Origin of the sequence: Variovorax sp. CCNWLW225 (assembly GCF_037204045.1) — a bacterium.
Lineage (GTDB): Bacteria > Pseudomonadota > Gammaproteobacteria > Burkholderiales > Burkholderiaceae_C > Variovorax.
In genome coordinates this window covers 92,945-111,153 of the sequence record NZ_JBBCBV010000012.1, presented here as the reverse complement: position 1 = coordinate 111,153, position 18,209 = coordinate 92,945, and the positions used below count along the sequence as shown (strand labels likewise).

The window sequence follows — 18,209 nt, the reverse complement described above, 5'->3', positions numbered from 1 at the left end:
TTCTCCCTCCCCTTCCGGGGGAGGGCTGGGGTGGGGGCACGCGGGCGTTTTATTGTTGCGACGGTCTCCACCGCCCAGAGCCCCCACCCCAACCCTCCCCCGGAAGGGGAGGGAGCAAGACGGGGTCAGCGGCGGGCGGCTCATGCAACCCTCGCAAGTTGCGCATCCGGCTGCACCCGAGTGCAGCGCACCTGGCGGTCTTGCCGGATATCGATGAGCGGAGGCATCGCCTCCTTGCACCCTGCCACCGCATGGTCGCAGCGCGGCTCGAATGCACAGCCCGGCGGCGGCGCGAGCGGGCTCGACACCTGCCCGCGAATCGCGAACAGCCGCTTCGGCTTGGGCTGCCCCGGCAGGCGCGCCTTGCCCGGAAGGCAGGCCAGGAGCCCTTGGGTGTATGGATGCTCAGGCTGCGCGAACAGCGGCCGCACGGGTGCGCTCTCGACCACGCGACCTGCGTACAGCACCACCACATCATCCGCATGGTGCGCGACCACGCCGAGGTTGTGGGTGATGAAGAGGATGCTCATGCCCGTCTCGGCCTGCAGCCGGCGCATGAGTTCGAGGATCTGCGCCTGGATGGTCACGTCGAGCGCGGTGGTGGGCTCGTCGGCAATCAGCAGCGTCGGGTCGCAGGCCATGGCCAGCGCAATCATCACGCGCTGGCGCATGCCGCCTGACAGCTGATGCGGGTACTCGTGAATGCGCTGCGCCGCGGCCGGAATCTCGACCAGCTCCAGCATGCGCAGCGCATGGGCCATGGCCGCCTTGCGGTCGAGGCCCTTGTGCAGCCGCACGCTCTCGGCAATCTGCTCGCCGATGGTGAAGACCGGGTTCAGGCTGGTCATCGGCTCCTGGAAGATCATCGACAGCTGGTTGCCGCGCAGGCTGCGCATTTCGCGCTCGCCGATCTGCAGCAGGTCGAGCGACTTGCCTTCGCGGGTGACGAAAGAAGCCGAACCGCTGACCTGCGCATTCGCAGTCTTTGGCAAGAGGCGCATCAGCGTGAGGCTGGTGACCGACTTGCCCGAGCCCGATTCGCCCACCAGCGCCGTCGTCTTGCCGGGCTGGATCGAGAAGCTCACGTCGGCCACCGAGCGGATGAGGCCGTCTTCGGTGGGAAAGCTGGTGCTCAGGTTGCTGACCTGGAGACGCGGTGTGTTCGTGGGGGTCGTCATCACAGCGTCTTCTTCAGTTTGGGGTCGAGCAGGTCGCGCACGCCGTCACCCAGCAGCTGCAGCGAGAGCGCGGTAAAGATGATGGCGAGCCCCGGAAACAGCACCACCCAGAAGGCCTGGTGCGCGTACTGCTGGCTGCCCGCGACCATGGTGCCCCAGGTCGGAATTTCGGGCGGCACGCCGACGCCGAGAAACGAGAGCCCCGCCTCGGCCAGGATGGCGTAGGCAAAGATGAACGACACCTGCACGAGGATCGGCGACATCAGGTTGGGCAGGATGTGCCGCCACAGGATGCGCGAGGTGCGTACGCCCAATGCACGCACCGCTTCGACGAACAGCAGCTCGCGCACCACCAGCGTCGAGGCCCGCACCACCCGCGCCACGCGTGGGGTGTAGACCAGCACCAGCGCCAGCACCGTGTTGATGAGCGAAGGGCCGAGTATCGCGACGAGCGCGATGGCCAGGAGGATGTCTGGGAACGACATCATCGCGTCGACCACGCGCATCAGCGGCGCGTCGAGGCGGCGAAAGAAACCGGCCATGAGACCCAGCACGGTGCCGGCGACGACCGCGCCGAGCGCGGTGAGCGCCGCAATCGCCAGCGAGTAGCGGGCACCATGCACGATGCGCGAGTACATGTCACGGCCCAACTCGTCGGTGCCAAGCAGGTGCTCGGCGCTCGGCCCCTTCAGGCGTTGCAGCACGGCGGTGTCGTTGGGATCGATGGAGGCGAACAGCGGGGCGCCGATGGCCATGACCGCGATGACCAGCAGCACCAGCGCGGAGACCATCACGATGCGTCGGTGCATCAGCTGGCGGAGCATTCGGGGCATTTGCATTTTTTCTCTCAAACCTTCACGCGCGGATCGACCACCGCATACAGCAGGTCGATGGAGAAATTGATCAGCACGTAGATCGCCGCGATCACGAGCAACGCGCCCTGGATCACCGGGTAGTCGCGTCGCAGCACCGCGCTCACCACCAGGTTGCCGACACCCGGCAGGCCGAATACGGTTTCGGTAATGACGGCGCCGCCGATCATCAGCGCGACCGTGAGGCCGATCACCGTGACGATGGGCACCAATGCATTGCGCAGCGCATGCTTGAGCACGACCACGCTCTCGCTCAGGCCCTTGGAGCGCGCGGTGCGCACATAGTCCTCGCCGAGCACGTCGAGCATCGAGGCGCGCGTGAAGCGGATGATGAGCGCCGAGTTCAAGAGGCCGAGCACCGTGGCCGGCAATACCAGCGCATGCAGCCGCTCGGCGAACGGCGCATCGGGCGCGCCGTAGCCGGACACCGGAAACCAGCCGAACGACACTGCGAAGATCTGGATCAGCACGATGCCGAGCCAGAAGCTCGGAATGCTGGCGCCGAGCATCGCAATGCCTGTGAACAGCTGGTCGACGACGCGGCCGCGGAACACGGCCGAGACAATGCCGCAGGGCACGCCGATCAGCGCCGCAATGGCCACGGCCATGAGCGCGAGCAGCGTGGTCGGTTCGGCCCGCTCCCACAGCGCCTGCGTGACCGGCCGCTGCAGGAAGATGGAGGTGCCAAGGTTGCCCTGCAGCACCTCGCGCAGCCAATAGCCGAACTGCACGGGCAACGGCTTGTCCAGGCCGTATTCCTTCTGCACGCGGGCAATGTCGGCGGCGGTGGCCTGGTCGCCCAGCAGCACCGACACCGGATCGCCCGAGGCCGCGCGCGTGAGCACGAAGACGAGCACCGCCACGATGGCGAGCACCACCAGCATGCCGGCGGCGCGCGAAGCGATGTAGCGGATCATGGGGTGCGGTCTTGTCGAGCCGATGCGAGAGCGGACGGCGCCATTACTTGATCCGGGCGTTCCAGAAGAACGGCCAGGTGGCCGGCTGGTAGTTGTCCAGCGCCGGGCTCTTGGCCGAGAGGCCGTTGAACTTGCCGACGTTGATGTACGGCACCTCTTCGTAGACCACCTGCTGCACCTTGCCCCACAGCGCGCCGCGCTTGGCCGGGTCGCTTTCGACATTGAAGGCCTGCAGCGCCGCCTTCTTAGCAGGCGTGTCCCACCAGCCGGGCGCACCGTCGCCGAGTTGCGGAGGCGAGAGCATCGGCTCTGGGAACTGGCCCGAGTGGGTGACGTAGATGTCCCAGAGCTTGGGATCGTTGCGGCGCTGCACCAGCGTGGCCCAGTCGACCACGTTGAGGTCGACCTTGAACCCGGCGCGCTTGAGCTGCTCGGCCATCAGGAGCGACATGTTGTAGTGAAAGTCGTACTGGCGGCTGGTGAGCACGCGGATCGGCTCGCCCTTGTAGCCGGCCTTGGCCGCGGCCTCCTTGGCCTTGGGCGCGTTGCGTTCGTTGTACAGCGTGGCGCCGGCCGCCGAATAGAACGGCGAGCCTTTCGGAAAGTGGTTGCCCTCGGCCACGAAGAAGCGCGTGTCGCCAAAGCCGGCTGCGAGCATCTCGCCCTCGCCGAGCGCCGTTTGAATGGCCTGGCGGATGGCTTGGTTGGAGGCAACGCCTTCCTTGGTGTTGAGCACCAGGTACGGAAAGCCGAACGACGGCGTCATGATCGGCACGGTCTTGCCACCGGCTTTTTCGAGCCGAGGCAGCGCCTCGACGGGCAGCAGGTCGGCAAAGTCGTACTGGCCGGCCAGGGCGCCTTCGACGCGCGTGCTCGCATTGGGCACGGGCACGAAGCGCAGTTCTTCAATCGCTGCTTCGCGCTTGCCGCCGTAGCCGCTTGCGGGCTCCTTGCGCGCTGTGTATTTGTCGAAGCGCGTGAGCAGCACGAACTGGTCGGGCCGGCGCTCCTTGAACTTGTAGGGGCCGGTGCCGACGAAATCCTTCAGCGGCGAGGCGATGGAGTCCTTGGCCATGATGGCGGCCATGCCGCTCGGCAGCGCAAGCTGCGACAGCAGCGGCGCATACGGCGCCTTCAAAACGATCTCCACGCCCAGCGGGCCCTTGGCCTTGAGGCTCTCGACTTCCTTGCCCACGGCCTTGCCGCGCGGCGACTGGTCCATCCAGCGCTGCAGGCTGGCCACCACGTCGTCGGCCGTGAGTTCGCGGCCGTTGTGCAGCATCACGCCCTTGCGGAGGGTGATGGCGTAGGTCTTGCCGTCGGTGGAGATCTTGGGGCTGCTCTCGGCCAGCATCGGCACCACGTTCCACTTGGCGTCGAATGTGTAGAGCGTTTCATACACGTGCTGCATGATGGTTCCGACCAGGTCTGCGGTCGAGGCCATCGGGTCGAGCGTCTGCGGCTCGGCCACCATGGCCAGCGTGGCAAAGTTGCGCGGGCCCTGGGCCTGGGCCGGCTGTTGGGGCAACGCGGCGCACAGCAGCGCAAGCAGGGAAGCGCCCAGCAGGCTGCGCTTGGACAGGTGCGGCAGGCGCTGGACAAGACCGGCGTGAGGCATGGGGAACTCCTTCATGGGGCGGGCAGGTTTGAAAGAAATTTTCTTTTCGGCCCGGACTTTGAAGCAGTATTCATGCCAAATCATCCGTGTTAACCCTTGTTTAAGGGGTTTTCTGAAACTAATTTTCAGATTGGATCGATACTTGCGATCCTCTTTTCTTCTTTCTCACTTCAGGAGTTTTCCCATGCCGCTCGAATACCTCGGCGCCCCGCCCGTCGCCTCGGACCGCCAGGTCCGCCCCTTCTCGCCGGCCGTACGCGCGGGCGATTTCATCTACGTGTCGGGCCAGGTGCCTGCCAATGCAGAAGGCGAGATCGTGGTGGGCGGCATCGAGGCGCAGACGCGCCAGGTAATGGAAAACCTGAAGAAGGTGCTCGCGCTGGCCGGCGCCACGCTCGACGACGTGTGCAAGAGCACCGTGTGGCTGCAGGACGCGCGCGACTTTGGTGCCTTCAACCGCATCTACATGAGCTATTTCGGTGAAAACAAGCCGGCGCGCTCGACCACCGAGGCGCGCCTGATGGTCGACGCCAAGGTCGAGATCGACGTGGTGGCCTACAAGCCGAAGTAAGCGGCGCCGGTCAGCCCTACAGCAGCTCGGTCTTGCGCTGGATGATGCGCGAGACCAGCCCGTAGGCAACCGCTTCTTCGGCCGAGAGCCAGCGGTCGCGCTCGATGTCGGCCAGCACCACGTCGATCGGCTTGCCGGTTTCGCGCGCAATCTCATGCGCGATGCGGTGGCGGGCCTTGATGATCTCTTGCGCCTGGATGGCGATGTCGGTCGCCTGACCGCCCGCGCCGCCGCTAGGCTGGTGGATCAGGAAGCGGGTGTTGGGCAGGCACACGCGCCGTTCCTTCGGCGCGGCCAGGTACAAGTGCGTGGCGGCGCTGCCGACCCAACCGGTGCCGATCATGTTCACTGGCGCAGAAATGAAACGCACGATGTCGTGGATCGCATCGCCCGATTCCAGGTGGCCGCCGGGCGAGCTCACGAGAATGTCGATGGGTTTTTCGCTGCTGTCGGCGTCCAGCGCGATGAGCCTGCGCGTCACGTCGGCGGCCACCGAATCGGTGATGCTGCCGAAGATCAGCAGCGTGCGCGACTTGAAGGCTTTTTCTTCCAGATAGGAGTTGCGCGGCTCGGCAGTGGCAGCGGGCGTGGTGTCGTCGTCGGTTTCCATGATCAAGAAGCACTCCTGTAGTTGAACGGCATCTTGCCGAACAGACAGACAGTTTCGCCGACATTGCGTGGACGCGTGGCAAGCGGCATCAACTCAACCCGCCAGACGTCCCGCCACAAGTTGCAGCACGCGGTCGCAGCGCTTTGCAAGCTCCTGGTCGTGCGTGACCATCACGAAGGCGGTGCGGTGCTTGTGCGCGAGTTCGATCATCAGCGCGAACACGGTGTCGGCCGTGTTGCGGTCGAGGTTGCCCGTGGGCTCGTCGGCCAGCACGCAGGCTGGCTGCGTGACGAGTGCGCGCGCAATGGCCACGCGCTGGCGCTCGCCGCCGGAAAGCTCGGCCGGCCGATGATGCAGGCGGCCGCCAAGGCCCACGCTTTCGAGAATCTTGGTGGCCGCAGCCACCGCTTGCGCGGGCTCGGTGCGGCGGATTTTTAGCGGCATCGCCACGTTGTCGAGCGCGCTGAATTCGGGCAGCAAGTGGTGAAACTGGTAGACGAAGCCCAGGTGCTGGTTGCGCAGGCGCCCTTGCTCGGCCGCGTCGGCATGGGCGATGTCCTTGCCGAGCAGCTCGACTTTGCCGGAGGTGGGTGCATCGAGCCCGCCCATCAGGTGCAGCAGCGTGCTCTTGCCGGAGCCCGAGGCGCCGACGATGGCCAGCGTTTCGCCGGCGCGCACGTCCAGGTCGACGCCGTGCAGGACGGTGAGGTCGATACGCCCTTCGTGAAAGCGCTTGGTGAGGCCGCGCGCCTTCAGCACCACGCCGTTGCCGGGCGTGGCGGTAGCTTGTTGTTCACTCATAGCGCAGGGCCTCGGCGGGGTTGACGCGGCTCGCGCGCCAGCTCGGATACAGCGTGGCCAGGAAGGCCAGGACAAGGGAAATGATCGCAATCGGCATGATGTCGCTGCGCTGCGGATCGCTCGGCATCTTGCTGATCAGGTAGATGTCCTTCGGCAGGAAGCTCGCATGAAAGAGCTGCTCGAGCGCGGGCACGATCACGTCGATGTTGTAGGCAATGCCCAGCCCCAGCAGCAGCCCGGCCACGGTGCCGATGACGCCGACCATGGCGCCCTGCACCACGAAGATGCCCATGATGCTGCGCGGCGAACTGCCCAGCGTGCGCAAGATGGCAATGTCCGCCCGCTTGTCGGTCACGGTCATCACCAGCGTGGACACCAGGTTGAAGGCCGCCACCGCCACGATGAGCGTGAGGATGATGAACATCATGCGCTTCTCGACCTGCACGGCCGCAAACCATGTCTTGTTCTGGCGCGTCCAGTCTCGAATGAGGAACTGGCCCGGCAGCGTGACGGCCATCTGGTCGGCCACGTCGCGTGCCTCGTTCAGGTCCTTGAGCTTGATGCGGATGCCGGTGGGCCCGTCGAGCCTGAACACGCGCTGGGCGTCTTCCGCGTGAATCATGGCCAGGGCCGAGTCGTATTCGTAGTGGCCCGAGTCGAAGGTGCCCACCACGGTGAACTGCTTGAGTCGCGGCACCACGCCCGCGGGCGTGACCTGCCCGCCGGGCGCCACCAGCGTGACCTGGTCGCCGGGTTGCACGAAGAGCGACCGCGCGAGCTCGCCGCCGAGCACGATGCCGAATTCACCCGGCACCAGCTTGTCGAGCGTGCCCTTTTGGGCGGTGGTGGCAATGTCGGTGACCTCGGGTTCGAGCTTGGGCACGATGCCGCGCACCAGCGTGCCCTTCATGTCCTCGCCGCGTGCAATGAGCGCCTGCGTGGCAATGAAGGGAGCCGCGCCGACCACCTCGGGATTCTTGCGCGCCGCGGCCATGATGGCGTCGATGTCGGGCAGGGCCTGGCCGTCGCGCGAAAGTATTTCGATGTGCGACACGACGCCCAGCATGCGGTCGCGCACTTCCTTCTGGAAGCCGTTCATCACGCTGAGCACAATGATCAGCGCCGCCACCCCCAGCGCAATGCCGAGCATCGATACGCCCGAGATGAAGGAGATGAAGCCGTTGCGCCGTGTCGCCCGGCCTGCGCGCGTGTAGCGCCAGCCGAGTTGCAGTTCATAAGGAAGTCGCATATTTCCAGTTCTTTGACGCGCTTCCGGCGCCAAGGGCGCTTCGGGGCGTTGCATCCCCGGGATTGTGGCATTCCCGGACAATAGGGGAATGGCCGAACCTCTCCCACGTCATCTGTTGATTCCCTTTGCCGGCCGCGGTTCCCCTGCATGCCGCGCCGCGCTGCCATCGCTTCGGCTGCCCAACCTCGAGTCCCTGCTCTCCCGGCTCTCGCTGGTGGAGACCGATACGCAGGACGAAAGCACGCGCTCACCGCCCCATGAAAGGGCGCTGGCCGCGGCGCTGGGTATTTCCGCAGCCGACGGCTGCATTCCCTGGGCCGCGCTCGAGGCCAGGCAAATCGGCATTGCCGAGCCCGGCGACCGCGAAGGCTGGGGCCTGGTGTCGCTGTGCAACTGGCAGGTGGGCATCGACGACGTGGTGCTGGGCGACCCCGCCGCCATCGAGATCGACGCCGCCGAATCGGCCGCGCTGCTGGCTGCCGCCCATCCTTTCTTCGAGGAAGACGGCATTGCGCTGCACCCCTCTTCCACCCCCGGCCGCTGGCTGGCGCGCGCACGCATCTTCAACGGCCTGGCAACGGCATCTATCGACCGTGCGGTGGGCCATCCGATTTCGCAGTGGTCGCCGCTCGCCGAAGCCGCGCGGCCGCTGCGCCGCCTCCAGAATGAAATGCAGATGCTGCTCTACACCCAGCGCGTGAACGACGAGCGCGCCGCCCGCGGCGTGCCGCCGATCAACTCCTTCTGGCTCAGCGGCACCGGCGCGCTGCAGGCGGACCCTGCTCCCGCCAAGCCCGCGCCCACCGTGAGCGACGCGCTGCGCGTGGCCGCATTGCGCGACGACGGGCCAGGATGGGCACAGGCGTGGCAAGCGCTGGATGCGGGCCCCGTCGCCGGCCTGCTGGCCGACTACACCGCGGGCGCCGACATCACGCTCACGCTGTGCGGCGACCGTGCGGCGCAGCGCTATGCGGTGCAGCAGCGCGGCCTGGCGGGTTGGGCCAAGAGCCTGTTCGACCGGCCACGCGCCGCCAACGTGCTCGAGGGCCTATGAAAATCATCGCCAGAGACATACCGCCCCGCACGGTCTGGGCGCTGGAGCAGGCCGGCGTGCACCCCTTGCTGGCCCGCCTTTTCGCAGCGCGCGGCGTGCTGGCCAAGGACGAGCTCGACGACGGCCTGGCGCGCCTGCTGCCGCCCGATACGCTGCACGGCACGCGCGAGGCGGCAGTGCTGCTCGCCGATGCCATGGCGCAGGACAAGCGCCTGTGCATCGTGGCCGACTACGACTGCGACGGCGCCACTGCCTGCGCGGTTGCCGTGCGCGGCCTGCGCCTGCTCGGCGCAAAGAACGTGAGCTACCTGGTGCCCGACCGCGTGGTCGACGGCTACGGCCTCACGCCGCCCATTGCCGAGCGCGTCGCAAACAGCGGCGCCGACATGCTGATTACCGTGGACAACGGCATTGCCAGCGTCGAAGGCGTGGCCGCCGCCAAGGCGCGCGGCCTGCAGGTGCTGGTGACCGACCACCACTTGCCCGGCCCCGAACTGCCGGCCGCCGATGTGCTGGTGAACCCCAACCAGCCCTGCTGCGGCTTCGAGAGCAAGAGCATTGCCGGCGTGGGCGTGATGTTCTATGTGCTGCTGGCGCTGCGCTCCGAGTTGCGCACGCGCGGCACCTTCACGGCAGCCACGCAGCCCAAGCTGGATGTGCTTCTTCCGCTGGTTGCGCTCGGCACCGTCGCCGACGTGGTGAAGCTCGACGCCAACAACCGCCGCCTGGTTGCGCAGGGACTCAGGCGCATTCGCGCTGGCGCACTGCCAGCGGGCATTGCGGCACTCTTCAAGGCGGCGGGGCGCAACGCTTCGGTGGCCACCACTTTCGACTTCGGCTTTGCGCTCGGTCCACGCATCAATGCGGCCGGACGCCTCGCCGACATGACGCTGGGCATCGAGTGCCTGCTAACGGATGACGCGGGCCGAGCCGACGAACTCGCGCGCATGCTCGACGGCATCAACCGCGAGCGGCGCGACATCGAAGGCGGCATGCGCGACCAGGCACTGATGCTGGCCGAATCGCTCTTCGGCCCCGATGCGAAGGGCGGCGAAGCGCCGCCGGCCGCCATCAGCGTGTTCGATGCGGAATTTCACGAAGGCGTGGTCGGCATCGTGGCCTCGCGCCTGAAAGACCGTTTCCATCGCCCGACCTTCGTGTTTGCCGCGAGCGGCGCACCGGGCAAGGAGCACGAGCTCAAGGGCTCGGGCCGGTCGATTCCGGGCTTTCACCTGCGGGATGCGCTCGACCTGGTGGCCAAGCGGCATCCGGGCGTGCTGCTGCGCTTCGGTGGCCATGCAATGGCGGCGGGCTGCACCGTGGCGCGCGAGAAGTTCGAGGTGTTCGAGCGCGCGCTGGCCGAGGTGGCCCACGAGTGGCTCGACGCAGCCACGCTGACCCGGCGCCTGGACACCGACGGACCGCTGGAGCGCGAGTACATGCGCATCGACCTCGTCGACACGCTGCACCGCGAGGTGTGGGGCCAGGGCTTTGCGCCGCCCACCTTCAGCGAGGAAGTGGAGGTGGTGTCGCAACGCCTCGTCGGCGAAAAGCACCTGGCGCTCAAGCTGCGGCACCAGGGCCACCCGGTCGACGGCATCTGGTTCGGCCATACCGACCCGCTGCCCGCACGCGTGAAGCTCGCCTTCAGGCTCGATGCCGATGAGTGGCAGGGCGTGCGCCGCGTGCGCTTTCTGGTCGAGGGCGCTGAAATTTAGCTCGCCCCCAGGCTTCGCGCACTTCGTGTCGCTACTCCCTCCCCCTACCGGGGGCAACACCAGCGGCCCGGCAAAGCCGGTTCCGCGGTGTTTCTGAAACAGGCACGAAACTCCCCTTGGTCGGCATCGGTGCGCGCGCATTCGAGACGGATTCCTACGCGGACCGCGCGACGGGGTTCTACGGTTGTCTTTCACATGCAGGAGCCCAGGCACCATGAAATCGACCACCGCATCACCTCCCAAATCCGCCAAGTCATCCAAGTCCGCGGGACCCGCCCAGACGGCGGCCAAGCATCGGGAAGTTCAGCGCGCGCAAGATGAAAAGGACAGCGCGAAACCCGCTGCCAAGAAGTCCAGCCAGCCCGCACAGGCAGGCTCGCGCCCGCAGCCGGCCAACCCGATGCCGGCCCAGCACCTGAGCAAGCCCGGCCAGGAAGCGGACATGGCGCTGCGCCCCCGGTTCGAGGCGCCGGACTACCAGGGCAGCGGCAAGCTCGAAGGCATGACGGCACTGATCACCGGCGGCGACTCGGGCATTGGGCGCGCCGTGGCGCTGCTGTATGCACGCGAAGGCGCCGACGTGGCCATCGTGCACCTCGACGAAGACAAGGACGCGGAGGAAACCCGGCGGCACGTGGAGGACGAAGGCACGCGCTGCATCGTGATCAAGGGCGACGTCTGCGATCCGGCGTTCTGCCGGGAAGCGGTCGACAAGACGGTCGAAGCCTTCGGCAAGCTCGACATCCTGGTGAACAACGCGGCCTTCCAGCTGCATGCGGCATCGATCGAGGACATTACCGATGAGCGCTTCGACCTGACGCTCAGGACCAACGTGTTCGGCTACTTCCAGATGGCGCGCGCCGCGGTGCCGCACCTGGGCCAGGGCTCGTCGATCATCAACACCGGCTCGGTCACGGGTCTCGAGGGAAGCGCGCACCTGCTCGACTACTCGACGACCAAGGGCGCGATACACGCGTTCACCAAATCACTTGCCAGCAACCTGCTGCCCAAGGGCATCCGCGTGAATGCGGTGGCGCCGGGCCCGGTGTGGACGCCCTTGAACCCGGCGGACAGCCCGCCCGAAAAGGTCAAGGACTTCGGCAAGAACACCGACATGCAAAGGCCGGCACAGCCCGAGGAGCTCTCCCCCGCCTATGTGTTCCTGGCCGCGCCGAGTTGCGCCAGCTACATCACCGGCATCGTGCTGCCGATCACGGGCAGCGTGGGCGCGGTTTGAGTGCCGCCAATAGTTTCTGCAGTGTTCTGGACCGCGGCACGTCCTGCACCAGAGGCGGCACCGAGACGGCCAACAGCAATGCCGCGAGCGGCACCACGCATACGAAGCCGAGATAGCTGAAGCCGAGTGCGCCGACGATCCCGCCCAGCATGAACATGCCGATCAGCCCGCCCGCCGCCTGCATCTTGCGGCGGTTGTGGCGCACCATCGCCCGCTCGGGCGTTACATGGCGGTTCCAGTAGAGCAGCTTGCCCAGTTCCATGCCCACATCGGTGATGTTGCCCGTCATGTGGGTCGTTCGAATGCTGCCGCCGGAGGTCTTGGAGCCGACCGCGTTCTGCAAGCCCATGATGAATGAGAGCAACAGCACCGTGAGCGGCACCGCAAACGGCGTGGGCCATGTCAGGGTGATGGCCCCGATCAGGCCGAACGGAAACATGAGCGCCGCCTCGAGCAGCAGCGGTACCGCATAGACGCTGCGCAAGCGATGCTGGCGGCCCCAGTTCACGAGAATCGCGCAGACGGCTGCCCCCGAAAGAAACGCCAGGATGGCTCCCAGCGCATTCAGCAGCAGCTTCGTGTTGCCCAGCACCAGGCTGTCGGCGAACTGCGACGCGAAACCCGTCATGTGCGACGTATACATGTGCAGCACAAGAAAGCCTCCCGCATTGACCGCGCCGGCATTGAAGGCCAGCAGAAGCCCGAGCACCCGATTCGTCGAAGGGGCGCGGTGGCGGTGGGTAAGAAAGCGGAGTCTGCGCATCGGCGTGCAACTTGCGCTTTCGACTCTAGCACCCGGCAGGAGCAACGGCCCCGGGCTATCACGCTTTCGATGCGGCGCCACCTGGGAATGCGCTGACTACACTTTGCACCGGTCTGCGTTGTGCATACGTGTTCACATATTCAAAGGTTCCGATGAAAGTCTCTGCTCTTCTGATCGCCGCCGCGCTCGCCGCGTCTGCCGTGCCGGCCGTGGCACAGGTTTCGGTCAACATCAACCTGCCCCTGGTCCAGGTTGCGCCTCCCACGCCTCGCTATGAGCCGATGCCGGGCCCCAGGTCCGGCCAGGTGTGGGTGCCGGGACACTGGCAATGGAACCAGCGCGCCTATGTCTGGCGCGCCGGCTTCTGGCAGGCTGCACGGCCGGACTACGCCTATGCGCCCGGCCGCTGGGTTCAGGCGGACGGCGGATGGCGGTGGATGGAAGGCAACTGGCGCCGGGCGGAGCGGCCTCGCCACGCGGATCATGGCGGTGACCACGGCGGCGGCGGGCACGCGCATTGCCCACCGGGACAAGCCAAGAAAGGCCGTTGCTGATTTCTGTCGGCCGCCGAAAAATGAAAAGGGGCGAGAAATCGCCCCTTTTTGCTTACCGGCCAAGGCAGATGCCTTTTCCGGGATCTTCGATATATGGTGCCGCTTGTCGGAATCGAACTGACGACCTTCCGCTTACAAGGCGGGTGCTCTACCAACTGAGCTAAAGCGGCACGAATCCTGGGATTTTAGCGGTGCGAAACGTGCCTACTTCACGCGCTTGAGCGAGGGGCGGCTGCCGCCACCGGCTGGAGGGCGCGGCGGCTCGTCGTGCGGCTCGGAGGATGAGCCGGAATCGTCGCCGACATCGACCATTTCATCCGCGTCTTCACCTGTTACCAGGTGCACGATCTTGCCGGCATCGCCTTCGGTACCGCGAGACGCATCGCGCAGCGGCATGCGCGCGGGCCCCTGGGGCGAAGGCGCCGCGGCGCCCGTGGAAGCACCGCCCTCTGCGCCGCTGCCTGCCGGCACGGGAGCCGGAAAGGCCATGCCCTGCCCGTTTTCGCGCGCATAGATCGCGATCACACGGCCCACGGGCACGATGATTTCGCGCGCGCTGCCGGCAAAACGGGCCTTGAACTCGATGAAGTCGTTGCCGAGCTTGAGCGAACTGGTCGCGTCGAAGCTGATGTTCAGCACGATCTCGCCGTTCTTCACGTATTCGCGCGGCACCTGGACGGTGTCGTCGACCTGCACCGCGACATAGGGCGTAAACCCGTTGTCGGTGCACCATTCGTACAGCGCCCGGATGAGGTACGGGCGGGTGGAGGACGACTCGAGCGCGTTGATCATGAAGACAGCGGAGAACGGTTGACGCAGTTTTACTTGCGCATGACCTTTTCGGACGGGGTGAGCGCTTCGATGTAGGCCGGGCGCGAGAAGATGCGCTCAGCGTACTTCAGAAGCGGCGCTGCGTTCTTGCTGAGGTCAATGCCGTAGTAGTCCAGGCGCCAGAGCAGCGGCGCAATGGCCACGTCGAGCATCGAGAAGTTGTCGCCCAGCATGTATTTGTTCTTGAGGAACACGGGTGCGAGCTGCGTAAGGCGGTCGCGAATGTGCGAGCGGGCCTTTTCGAGCGCCTTCTCGTTGCCCTTGGCGGTGCGGTTCTCGAGCGTGGCCACGTGCACGAAGAGTTCCTTCTCGAAGTTGAGCAGGAACAGGCGCACGCGGGCGCGGTCGACCGGGTCGCCGGGCATCAGCTGGGGATGCGGAAAGCGCTCGTCGATGTACTCGTTGATGATGTTCGACTCGTACAGGATCAGGTCGCGCTCGACCAGGATCGGCACCTGGCCGTACGGGTTCATCACACTGATGTCTTCGGGCTTGTTGTAGAGGTCGACGTCGCGGATTTCGAAATCCATGCCCTTTTCGAACAACACGAACCGGCAGCGGTGGGAAAAGGGGCAGGTCGTTCCTGAATACAAGACCATCATGGCGAGAGACTCCTAAAAATCAAAAAGAGTGGGTCGCGTTGGCAACCCACTCTGTGGGACCGGACGCACGGGGCGCCCGGTCGGCGTGGACGGAACTACTTGACGTCTTTCCAGTACGAGGCGTTCAGTCGCCACACGAAAACCAACGACATGGCCAGGAACAGCAGCACCCACACGCCGATGCGGATGCGCGTGTTCTGTGCCGGCTCGGCCATCCATTGCAGGTAGCCCACCAGGTCGCCCACGGCATTGTCGAACTGCAGCGGCGTCATGGTGCCGGGGGTGACTTGCTCCCAGCCCTTGAACACTTCAGTTGCGTGGCCATGCTGCTCGACCTTGGTGTAGACCGGGCGGCGCTCGCCTTGCAGCTCCCACAGCGGGTTGGGCATGGCAACGCTCGGGAACACGAGGTTGTTCCAGCCGGTGGCCTTGGTGTCGTCGCGGTAGTAGGTGCGCAGGTAGGTGTACAGGTAGTCGGCACCGGTGCCGCCGTGGCCGGCGCGCGAGCGCGCGACCAGGGTCAGGTCGGGCGGCGTGGTGCCGAACCAGTCCTTGGCCTGGCGTGCGTCGATGTTGGCCTTCATGGTCTCGCCGACCTTGTCGGTCGAGAACAGCAGGTTGTCCTTGATCTGCTGCTCGGAAATGCCGATGTCCTGCAGGCGGTTGTAGCGCATGAAGGCCGCGGAGTGGCAGTTCAGGCAGTAGTTGACAAACAGCTTGGCGCCGTTCTGGAGGGAGGCCACGTCGGTGGTCTTGTTGGGCGCCTTGTCCCATGCAATACCGCCGGATTCGGCCGAGGCGGCTGCGGAAAAGGTCAGGCCCAGTGCCAGGCCCACAACCGCGAGCCAGCCAGAAATGCTTTTCTTCATCGTGTTTCTCTCGAGCTCTCTTGGGCTTCTCAATGGGCGGCGAAGGTCACGCGGTCGGGCACGGGCTTGAACTCGCCCTTGCTGCTCCACCAGGGCATGAGCAGGAAGAAACCGAAGTAGAAAAGCGTGCCGATCTGCGAGATGGTCTGCGCGATGTCGAGCGCGAACGAACCGATGACCAGGTTGCCCCAGACGCCGGGCGCCTGGATGCCCAGGTAGCCCAGGATCAGGAAGAGGAACACGAAGACGCCGTAGACATACTTGTGCCAGCCCGGACGATAGCGGATCGACTTGACTTCGCTCTTGTCCAGCCAGGGCAGGAAGAACAGGATGATGACCGAGCCGCCCATCACGACCACGCCCCAGAACTTGGCGTCGAACGCCTTGAGCAGGAAGATCGCCACGGCCGCCACGACGACGACCGCGATTTTCAGCGTGGTGCCCGACTTGCCCTTGACGAAGTTCAGGATGGCGGCCAGGCCGATGATCAGCGCGAAAACGTTGACCATGTCGTCGGTGGTTGCACGCAGCATCGAATAGAACGGCGTGAAGTACCAGACCGGCGCAATGTGGTTGGGCGTCTTGAGCGAATCGGCCGGAATGAAGTTGTTGTACTCCAGGAAGTACCCACCTGCTTCGGGCGCGAAGAACACCACGGCCGAGAAGATCGTGAGGAACACCACCACGCCGAAGATGTCGTGCACCGTGTAGTACGGGTGCGACGGGATGCCGTCGAGCGGATGGCCATCAGGGCCGCGCTTGGCCTTGATCTCGATGCCGTCCGGGTTGTTGGAACCCACTTCGTGCAGCGCGATCAGGTGAGCCACCACAAGGCCGAGCAGCACCAGCGGCACGGCGATCACGTGGAAGCTGAAGAAGCGGTTGAGCGTGGCATCGCTCACCACGTAGTCGCCGCGGATCAGCAGAGCCAGGTCAGGACCGATGAACGGGATGGCGGCGAACAGGTTCACGATCACCTGGGCGCCCCAGTAGCTCATCTGGCCCCACGGCAGCAGGTAGCCCATGAAGGCTTCGGCCATCAGGCACAGGAAGATCGCGCAGCCGAACACCCAGATCAGCTCGCGCGGCTTGCGGTAGCTGCCGTACATGAGGCCGCGGAACATGTGCAGGTACACCACGATGAAGAACGCCGAGGCGCCCGTCGAGTGGATGTAGCGGATGAGCCAGCCCCAGGGCACGTCGCGCATGATGTACTCGACCGATGCGAACGCCTGGTTCGCGTCGGGCTTGTAGTGCATCACCAGGAAGATGCCGGTCACGATCTGGATCACGAGGACCAGCATCGCGAGCGAGCCGAAGATGTACCAGAAGTTGAAGTTCTTCGGCGCGTAGTACTTGCCCCACTGGTCGTTCCAGAGCTTGGTCAGCGGGAAGCGGTTGTCGACCCAGTTGAGCAGCTTCTCGCCGGCGGGCGCGTTGGGGGAAATTTCGTGGAATTCAGCCATGTTCTTCTTCTGCCTCAGGCCTTCTTGTCTTCGCCGATGAGCAACTTGGTGTCCGACACGTACATGTGCGGGGGCACCGGCAGGTTGTCAGGCGCGGGCTTGTTCTTGAAGACGCGGCCGGCCAGGTCGAAGGTCGAGCCATGGCAAGGGCACAGGAACCCGCCTTCCCAGTCGTTCGGCAGCGAAGGCTGCGGACCGGCCTGGAGCCGGTCGACCGGCGAACAGCCGAGGTGGGTGCAGATGCCCACGACCACCAGCACGTCGGGCTTGATGGAGCGGTGCTGGTTTTGCGCGTATTCGGGGGTGAACTCGTCGGGGTGCCGCTTGGAGAGCGGATCGGCCAGCTGGCCGTCGAGCTTGGCAAGCTCGGCAACCTGCTCGGGCGAGCGCTTGAGAATCCAGACGGGCTTGCCGCGCCATTCGACGGTGATCTTCTCGCCGACCTTGAGGCCCGCAATGTCCACCTCGACCGCAGCGCCCGCGGCCTTGGCCTTTTCGGAGGGCTGGAAAGTACTCACGAAGGGAATCGCGGTGGCCACGCCTCCCGCTACGCCGGCACAGCTGGATGCGATTAACCACGTCCGCTTGCTTGTGTCGATCCGGGGGGAGCCGGAGGTCATGTCACTCATGGGGATCCTCTAAGTCTTCTTCGCTGGAGCAGGGTCAACCGGCGATTGTAGCGGGCTGTTGCGGGCATATTCAACGCCGCCAGGCCCGAGCACGTGCGAATGCGTCGCCGGCGGGCGCTCTGGAAGATCGACTAAGAACAATTAATTAGTATTTATTTGCAACTTATTTAGACGACATTTCGTCACAACGATTTGCACCGGCAAATGGTTGCAAAAGGCTAAATTAGTTGCGGCACACTTCGCTAGCTGCTAATCTTCTCTCAACTGTTAATCGTCAATTGAGAGGATGTTTGCCATGAGAATTAAGCCATTGGTGTTCGCAACCGCCATTGCAGCCTTGAGCATTTCTTCGGCTCTGGCGCAAGCCCCGACCCCGACGCCTCCCGTTCAAACGCCCGGCCCGCAGCCGGCCAGCGCTACCGGCGCAACCAATTCCGCATTCGGCCGCATTACCGCCGGACAGGCTGGCGGCATCGCAGCCAGCGTCGGCCTGGCAGCTGCCGTGGCCAGCGGCAACGGCGGCAACAGCGGTGGCGGCAGCGGCACCGGCGGTACGGGCGGCACCGGCACAGGTACCACCGGCACGAATTGATCGTGCGGGCCCTCCTGACGGGAGGGCATTCGCTGAAAAGTCCGCGCGTTGGCCACGCCACGCGACTTGTTGAATGCT

At 65.4% G+C, this 18,209-nt stretch carries 19 protein-coding genes and 1 tRNA gene; 6 read left to right on the top strand and 14 right to left on the bottom strand.

All coding sequences use genetic code 11. The annotated features are described in order from the left end of the window. Positions 1-140: 140 nt before the first annotated feature. The 4 genes from V9L20_RS19185 to V9L20_RS19170 are packed head-to-tail and all read right to left on the bottom strand — an operon-like array spanning position 141 to position 4,585. On the bottom strand, positions 141-1,178 hold the full coding sequence (locus V9L20_RS19185; protein ID WP_126745584.1) for an ABC transporter ATP-binding protein: 1,038 nt from the start codon (positions 1,176-1,178) through the stop codon (positions 141-143). Beyond that, positions 1,178-2,017, bottom strand: coding sequence for an ABC transporter permease (locus V9L20_RS19180; protein WP_126745583.1), 840 nt, complete (start codon positions 2,015-2,017; stop codon positions 1,178-1,180). The genes V9L20_RS19185 and V9L20_RS19180 overlap by 1 nt, the downstream gene beginning before the upstream one ends. Positions 2,018-2,025: 8 nt before the next feature. Then, on the bottom strand, positions 2,026-2,967 hold the full coding sequence (locus V9L20_RS19175; protein ID WP_126745582.1) for an ABC transporter permease: 942 nt from the start codon (positions 2,965-2,967) through the stop codon (positions 2,026-2,028). Positions 2,968-3,010: 43 nt separating this feature from the next. Beyond that, a complete protein-coding gene (locus V9L20_RS19170) occupies positions 3,011-4,585 on the bottom strand; it encodes an ABC transporter substrate-binding protein (protein ID WP_337297768.1) in 1,575 nt (524 codons plus the stop codon). 184 nt (positions 4,586-4,769) lie between these two features. Here V9L20_RS19170 and V9L20_RS19165 point away from each other — a divergent pair, with 184 nt between their 5' ends. Continuing rightward, entirely contained in the window at positions 4,770-5,156 is a 387-nt protein-coding gene (locus tag V9L20_RS19165; RefSeq protein WP_337297767.1) for a RidA family protein, read from the top strand. A gap of 16 nt (positions 5,157-5,172) precedes the next feature. Here the strand turns inward: V9L20_RS19165 and V9L20_RS19160 are convergent, their stop codons facing one another. The 3 genes from V9L20_RS19160 to V9L20_RS19150 form a co-directional block, all read right to left on the bottom strand. Continuing rightward, positions 5,173-5,766: an ATP-dependent Clp protease proteolytic subunit gene (locus V9L20_RS19160; protein WP_258504452.1), complete on the bottom strand. Its 594-nt coding sequence runs from the start codon at positions 5,764-5,766 to the stop codon at positions 5,173-5,175. 93 nt (positions 5,767-5,859) lie between these two features. Next, positions 5,860-6,567 (bottom strand): lipoprotein-releasing ABC transporter ATP-binding protein LolD, encoded by a 708-nt coding sequence (gene lolD / locus V9L20_RS19155; protein WP_337297766.1) that lies wholly within the window; start codon positions 6,565-6,567, stop codon positions 5,860-5,862. Beyond that, the gene (locus V9L20_RS19150; protein ID WP_126745577.1) at positions 6,560-7,816 is read right to left on the bottom strand and encodes a lipoprotein-releasing ABC transporter permease subunit; all 1,257 of its coding nucleotides are present in this window, start codon (positions 7,814-7,816) and stop codon (positions 6,560-6,562) included. The genes lolD and V9L20_RS19150 overlap by 8 nt, the downstream gene beginning before the upstream one ends. A gap of 88 nt (positions 7,817-7,904) precedes the next feature. On the opposite strand from V9L20_RS19150, the gene V9L20_RS19145 reads away from it, so the two are divergent. The 3 genes from V9L20_RS19145 (at position 7,905) to V9L20_RS19135 (ending at position 11,825) form a co-directional block, all read left to right on the top strand. Beyond that, positions 7,905-8,870 (top strand): hypothetical protein, encoded by a 966-nt coding sequence (locus tag V9L20_RS19145; RefSeq protein WP_337297765.1) that lies wholly within the window; start codon positions 7,905-7,907, stop codon positions 8,868-8,870. After that, positions 8,867-10,588, top strand: coding sequence for a single-stranded-DNA-specific exonuclease RecJ (gene recJ, locus V9L20_RS19140; protein WP_337297764.1), 1,722 nt, complete (start codon positions 8,867-8,869; stop codon positions 10,586-10,588). Before V9L20_RS19145 ends, recJ begins: the two co-directional genes overlap by 4 nt. A 214-nt stretch (positions 10,589-10,802) precedes the next feature. Then, positions 10,803-11,825 (top strand): SDR family oxidoreductase, encoded by a 1,023-nt coding sequence (locus V9L20_RS19135; protein WP_337297763.1) that lies wholly within the window; start codon positions 10,803-10,805, stop codon positions 11,823-11,825. On the opposite strand, the gene V9L20_RS19130 is transcribed toward V9L20_RS19135, so the two are convergent. Then, positions 11,800-12,588, bottom strand: a complete 789-nt coding sequence (locus tag V9L20_RS19130; RefSeq protein WP_337297762.1) for a YoaK family protein — start codon at positions 12,586-12,588, stop codon at positions 11,800-11,802. The genes V9L20_RS19135 and V9L20_RS19130 overlap by 26 nt on opposite strands. Positions 12,589-12,740: 152 nt before the next feature. Here V9L20_RS19130 and V9L20_RS19125 point away from each other — a divergent pair, with 152 nt between their 5' ends. After that, positions 12,741-13,142, top strand: coding sequence for a hypothetical protein (locus V9L20_RS19125; RefSeq protein WP_337297761.1), 402 nt, complete (start codon positions 12,741-12,743; stop codon positions 13,140-13,142). A 94-nt stretch (positions 13,143-13,236) separates the two neighbouring features. Here the strand turns inward: V9L20_RS19125 and V9L20_RS19120 are convergent. The 6 genes from V9L20_RS19120 to petA all read right to left on the bottom strand — a co-directional run bounded on the left by V9L20_RS19120 (position 13,237) and on the right by petA (position 17,539). After that, positions 13,237-13,312 (bottom strand) — tRNA-Thr (locus tag V9L20_RS19120). A gap of 34 nt (positions 13,313-13,346) precedes the next feature. Next, positions 13,347-13,934 (bottom strand): ClpXP protease specificity-enhancing factor, encoded by a 588-nt coding sequence (locus V9L20_RS19115; protein ID WP_337297760.1) that lies wholly within the window; start codon positions 13,932-13,934, stop codon positions 13,347-13,349. A 29-nt stretch (positions 13,935-13,963) separates the two neighbouring features. Continuing rightward, positions 13,964-14,575, bottom strand: coding sequence for a glutathione S-transferase N-terminal domain-containing protein (locus tag V9L20_RS19110; RefSeq protein ID WP_062473683.1), 612 nt, complete (start codon positions 14,573-14,575; stop codon positions 13,964-13,966). A gap of 95 nt (positions 14,576-14,670) precedes the next feature. Continuing rightward, positions 14,671-15,444, bottom strand: coding sequence for a cytochrome c1 (locus V9L20_RS19105; RefSeq protein ID WP_337297759.1), 774 nt, complete (start codon positions 15,442-15,444; stop codon positions 14,671-14,673). A gap of 29 nt (positions 15,445-15,473) precedes the next feature. Beyond that, complete coding sequence (locus tag V9L20_RS19100; protein WP_337297758.1) at positions 15,474-16,910, bottom strand: cytochrome b; 1,437 nt, start codon at positions 16,908-16,910, stop codon at positions 15,474-15,476. 14 nt (positions 16,911-16,924) lie between these two features. After that, positions 16,925-17,539, bottom strand: coding sequence for a ubiquinol-cytochrome c reductase iron-sulfur subunit (gene petA / locus V9L20_RS19095; protein ID WP_126745569.1), 615 nt, complete (start codon positions 17,537-17,539; stop codon positions 16,925-16,927). Between the two features lie 295 nt (positions 17,540-17,834). Here petA and V9L20_RS19090 point away from each other — a divergent pair, with 295 nt between their 5' ends. After that, complete coding sequence (locus tag V9L20_RS19090) at positions 17,835-18,131, top strand: hypothetical protein (RefSeq protein WP_258504442.1); 297 nt, start codon at positions 17,835-17,837, stop codon at positions 18,129-18,131. Positions 18,132-18,209 lie beyond the last annotated feature (78 nt).

Excerpts from the sequence above, each read along its gene's own strand:
- V9L20_RS19185 (WP_126745584.1), bottom strand. The coding sequence starts at position 1,178 with ATGACGACCCCCACGAACACACCGCGTCTCCAGGTCAGCAACCTGAGC.
- V9L20_RS19180 (WP_126745583.1), bottom strand. The coding sequence starts at position 2,017 with ATGCAAATGCCCCGAATGCTCCGCCAGCTGATGCACCGACGCATCGTG.
- V9L20_RS19175 (WP_126745582.1), bottom strand. The coding sequence starts at position 2,967 with ATGATCCGCTACATCGCTTCGCGCGCCGCCGGCATGCTGGTGGTGCTC.
- V9L20_RS19170 (WP_337297768.1), bottom strand. The coding sequence starts at position 4,585 with ATGCCTCACGCCGGTCTTGTCCAGCGCCTGCCGCACCTGTCCAAGCGC.
- V9L20_RS19165 (WP_337297767.1), top strand. The coding sequence starts at position 4,770 with ATGCCGCTCGAATACCTCGGCGCCCCGCCCGTCGCCTCGGACCGCCAG.
- V9L20_RS19160 (WP_258504452.1), bottom strand. The coding sequence starts at position 5,766 with ATGGAAACCGACGACGACACCACGCCCGCTGCCACTGCCGAGCCGCGC.
- lolD (WP_337297766.1), bottom strand. The coding sequence starts at position 6,567 with ATGAGTGAACAACAAGCTACCGCCACGCCCGGCAACGGCGTGGTGCTG.
- V9L20_RS19150 (WP_126745577.1), bottom strand. The coding sequence starts at position 7,816 with ATGCGACTTCCTTATGAACTGCAACTCGGCTGGCGCTACACGCGCGCA.
- V9L20_RS19145 (WP_337297765.1), top strand. The coding sequence starts at position 7,905 with ATGGCCGAACCTCTCCCACGTCATCTGTTGATTCCCTTTGCCGGCCGC.
- recJ (WP_337297764.1), top strand. The coding sequence starts at position 8,867 with ATGAAAATCATCGCCAGAGACATACCGCCCCGCACGGTCTGGGCGCTG.
- V9L20_RS19135 (WP_337297763.1), top strand. The coding sequence starts at position 10,803 with ATGAAATCGACCACCGCATCACCTCCCAAATCCGCCAAGTCATCCAAG.
- V9L20_RS19130 (WP_337297762.1), bottom strand. The coding sequence starts at position 12,588 with ATGCGCAGACTCCGCTTTCTTACCCACCGCCACCGCGCCCCTTCGACG.
- V9L20_RS19125 (WP_337297761.1), top strand. The coding sequence starts at position 12,741 with ATGAAAGTCTCTGCTCTTCTGATCGCCGCCGCGCTCGCCGCGTCTGCC.
- V9L20_RS19115 (WP_337297760.1), bottom strand. The coding sequence starts at position 13,934 with ATGATCAACGCGCTCGAGTCGTCCTCCACCCGCCCGTACCTCATCCGG.
- V9L20_RS19110 (WP_062473683.1), bottom strand. The coding sequence starts at position 14,575 with ATGATGGTCTTGTATTCAGGAACGACCTGCCCCTTTTCCCACCGCTGC.
- V9L20_RS19105 (WP_337297759.1), bottom strand. The coding sequence starts at position 15,444 with ATGAAGAAAAGCATTTCTGGCTGGCTCGCGGTTGTGGGCCTGGCACTG.
- V9L20_RS19100 (WP_337297758.1), bottom strand. The coding sequence starts at position 16,910 with ATGGCTGAATTCCACGAAATTTCCCCCAACGCGCCCGCCGGCGAGAAG.
- petA (WP_126745569.1), bottom strand. The coding sequence starts at position 17,539 with ATGAGTGACATGACCTCCGGCTCCCCCCGGATCGACACAAGCAAGCGG.
- V9L20_RS19090 (WP_258504442.1), top strand. The coding sequence starts at position 17,835 with ATGAGAATTAAGCCATTGGTGTTCGCAACCGCCATTGCAGCCTTGAGC.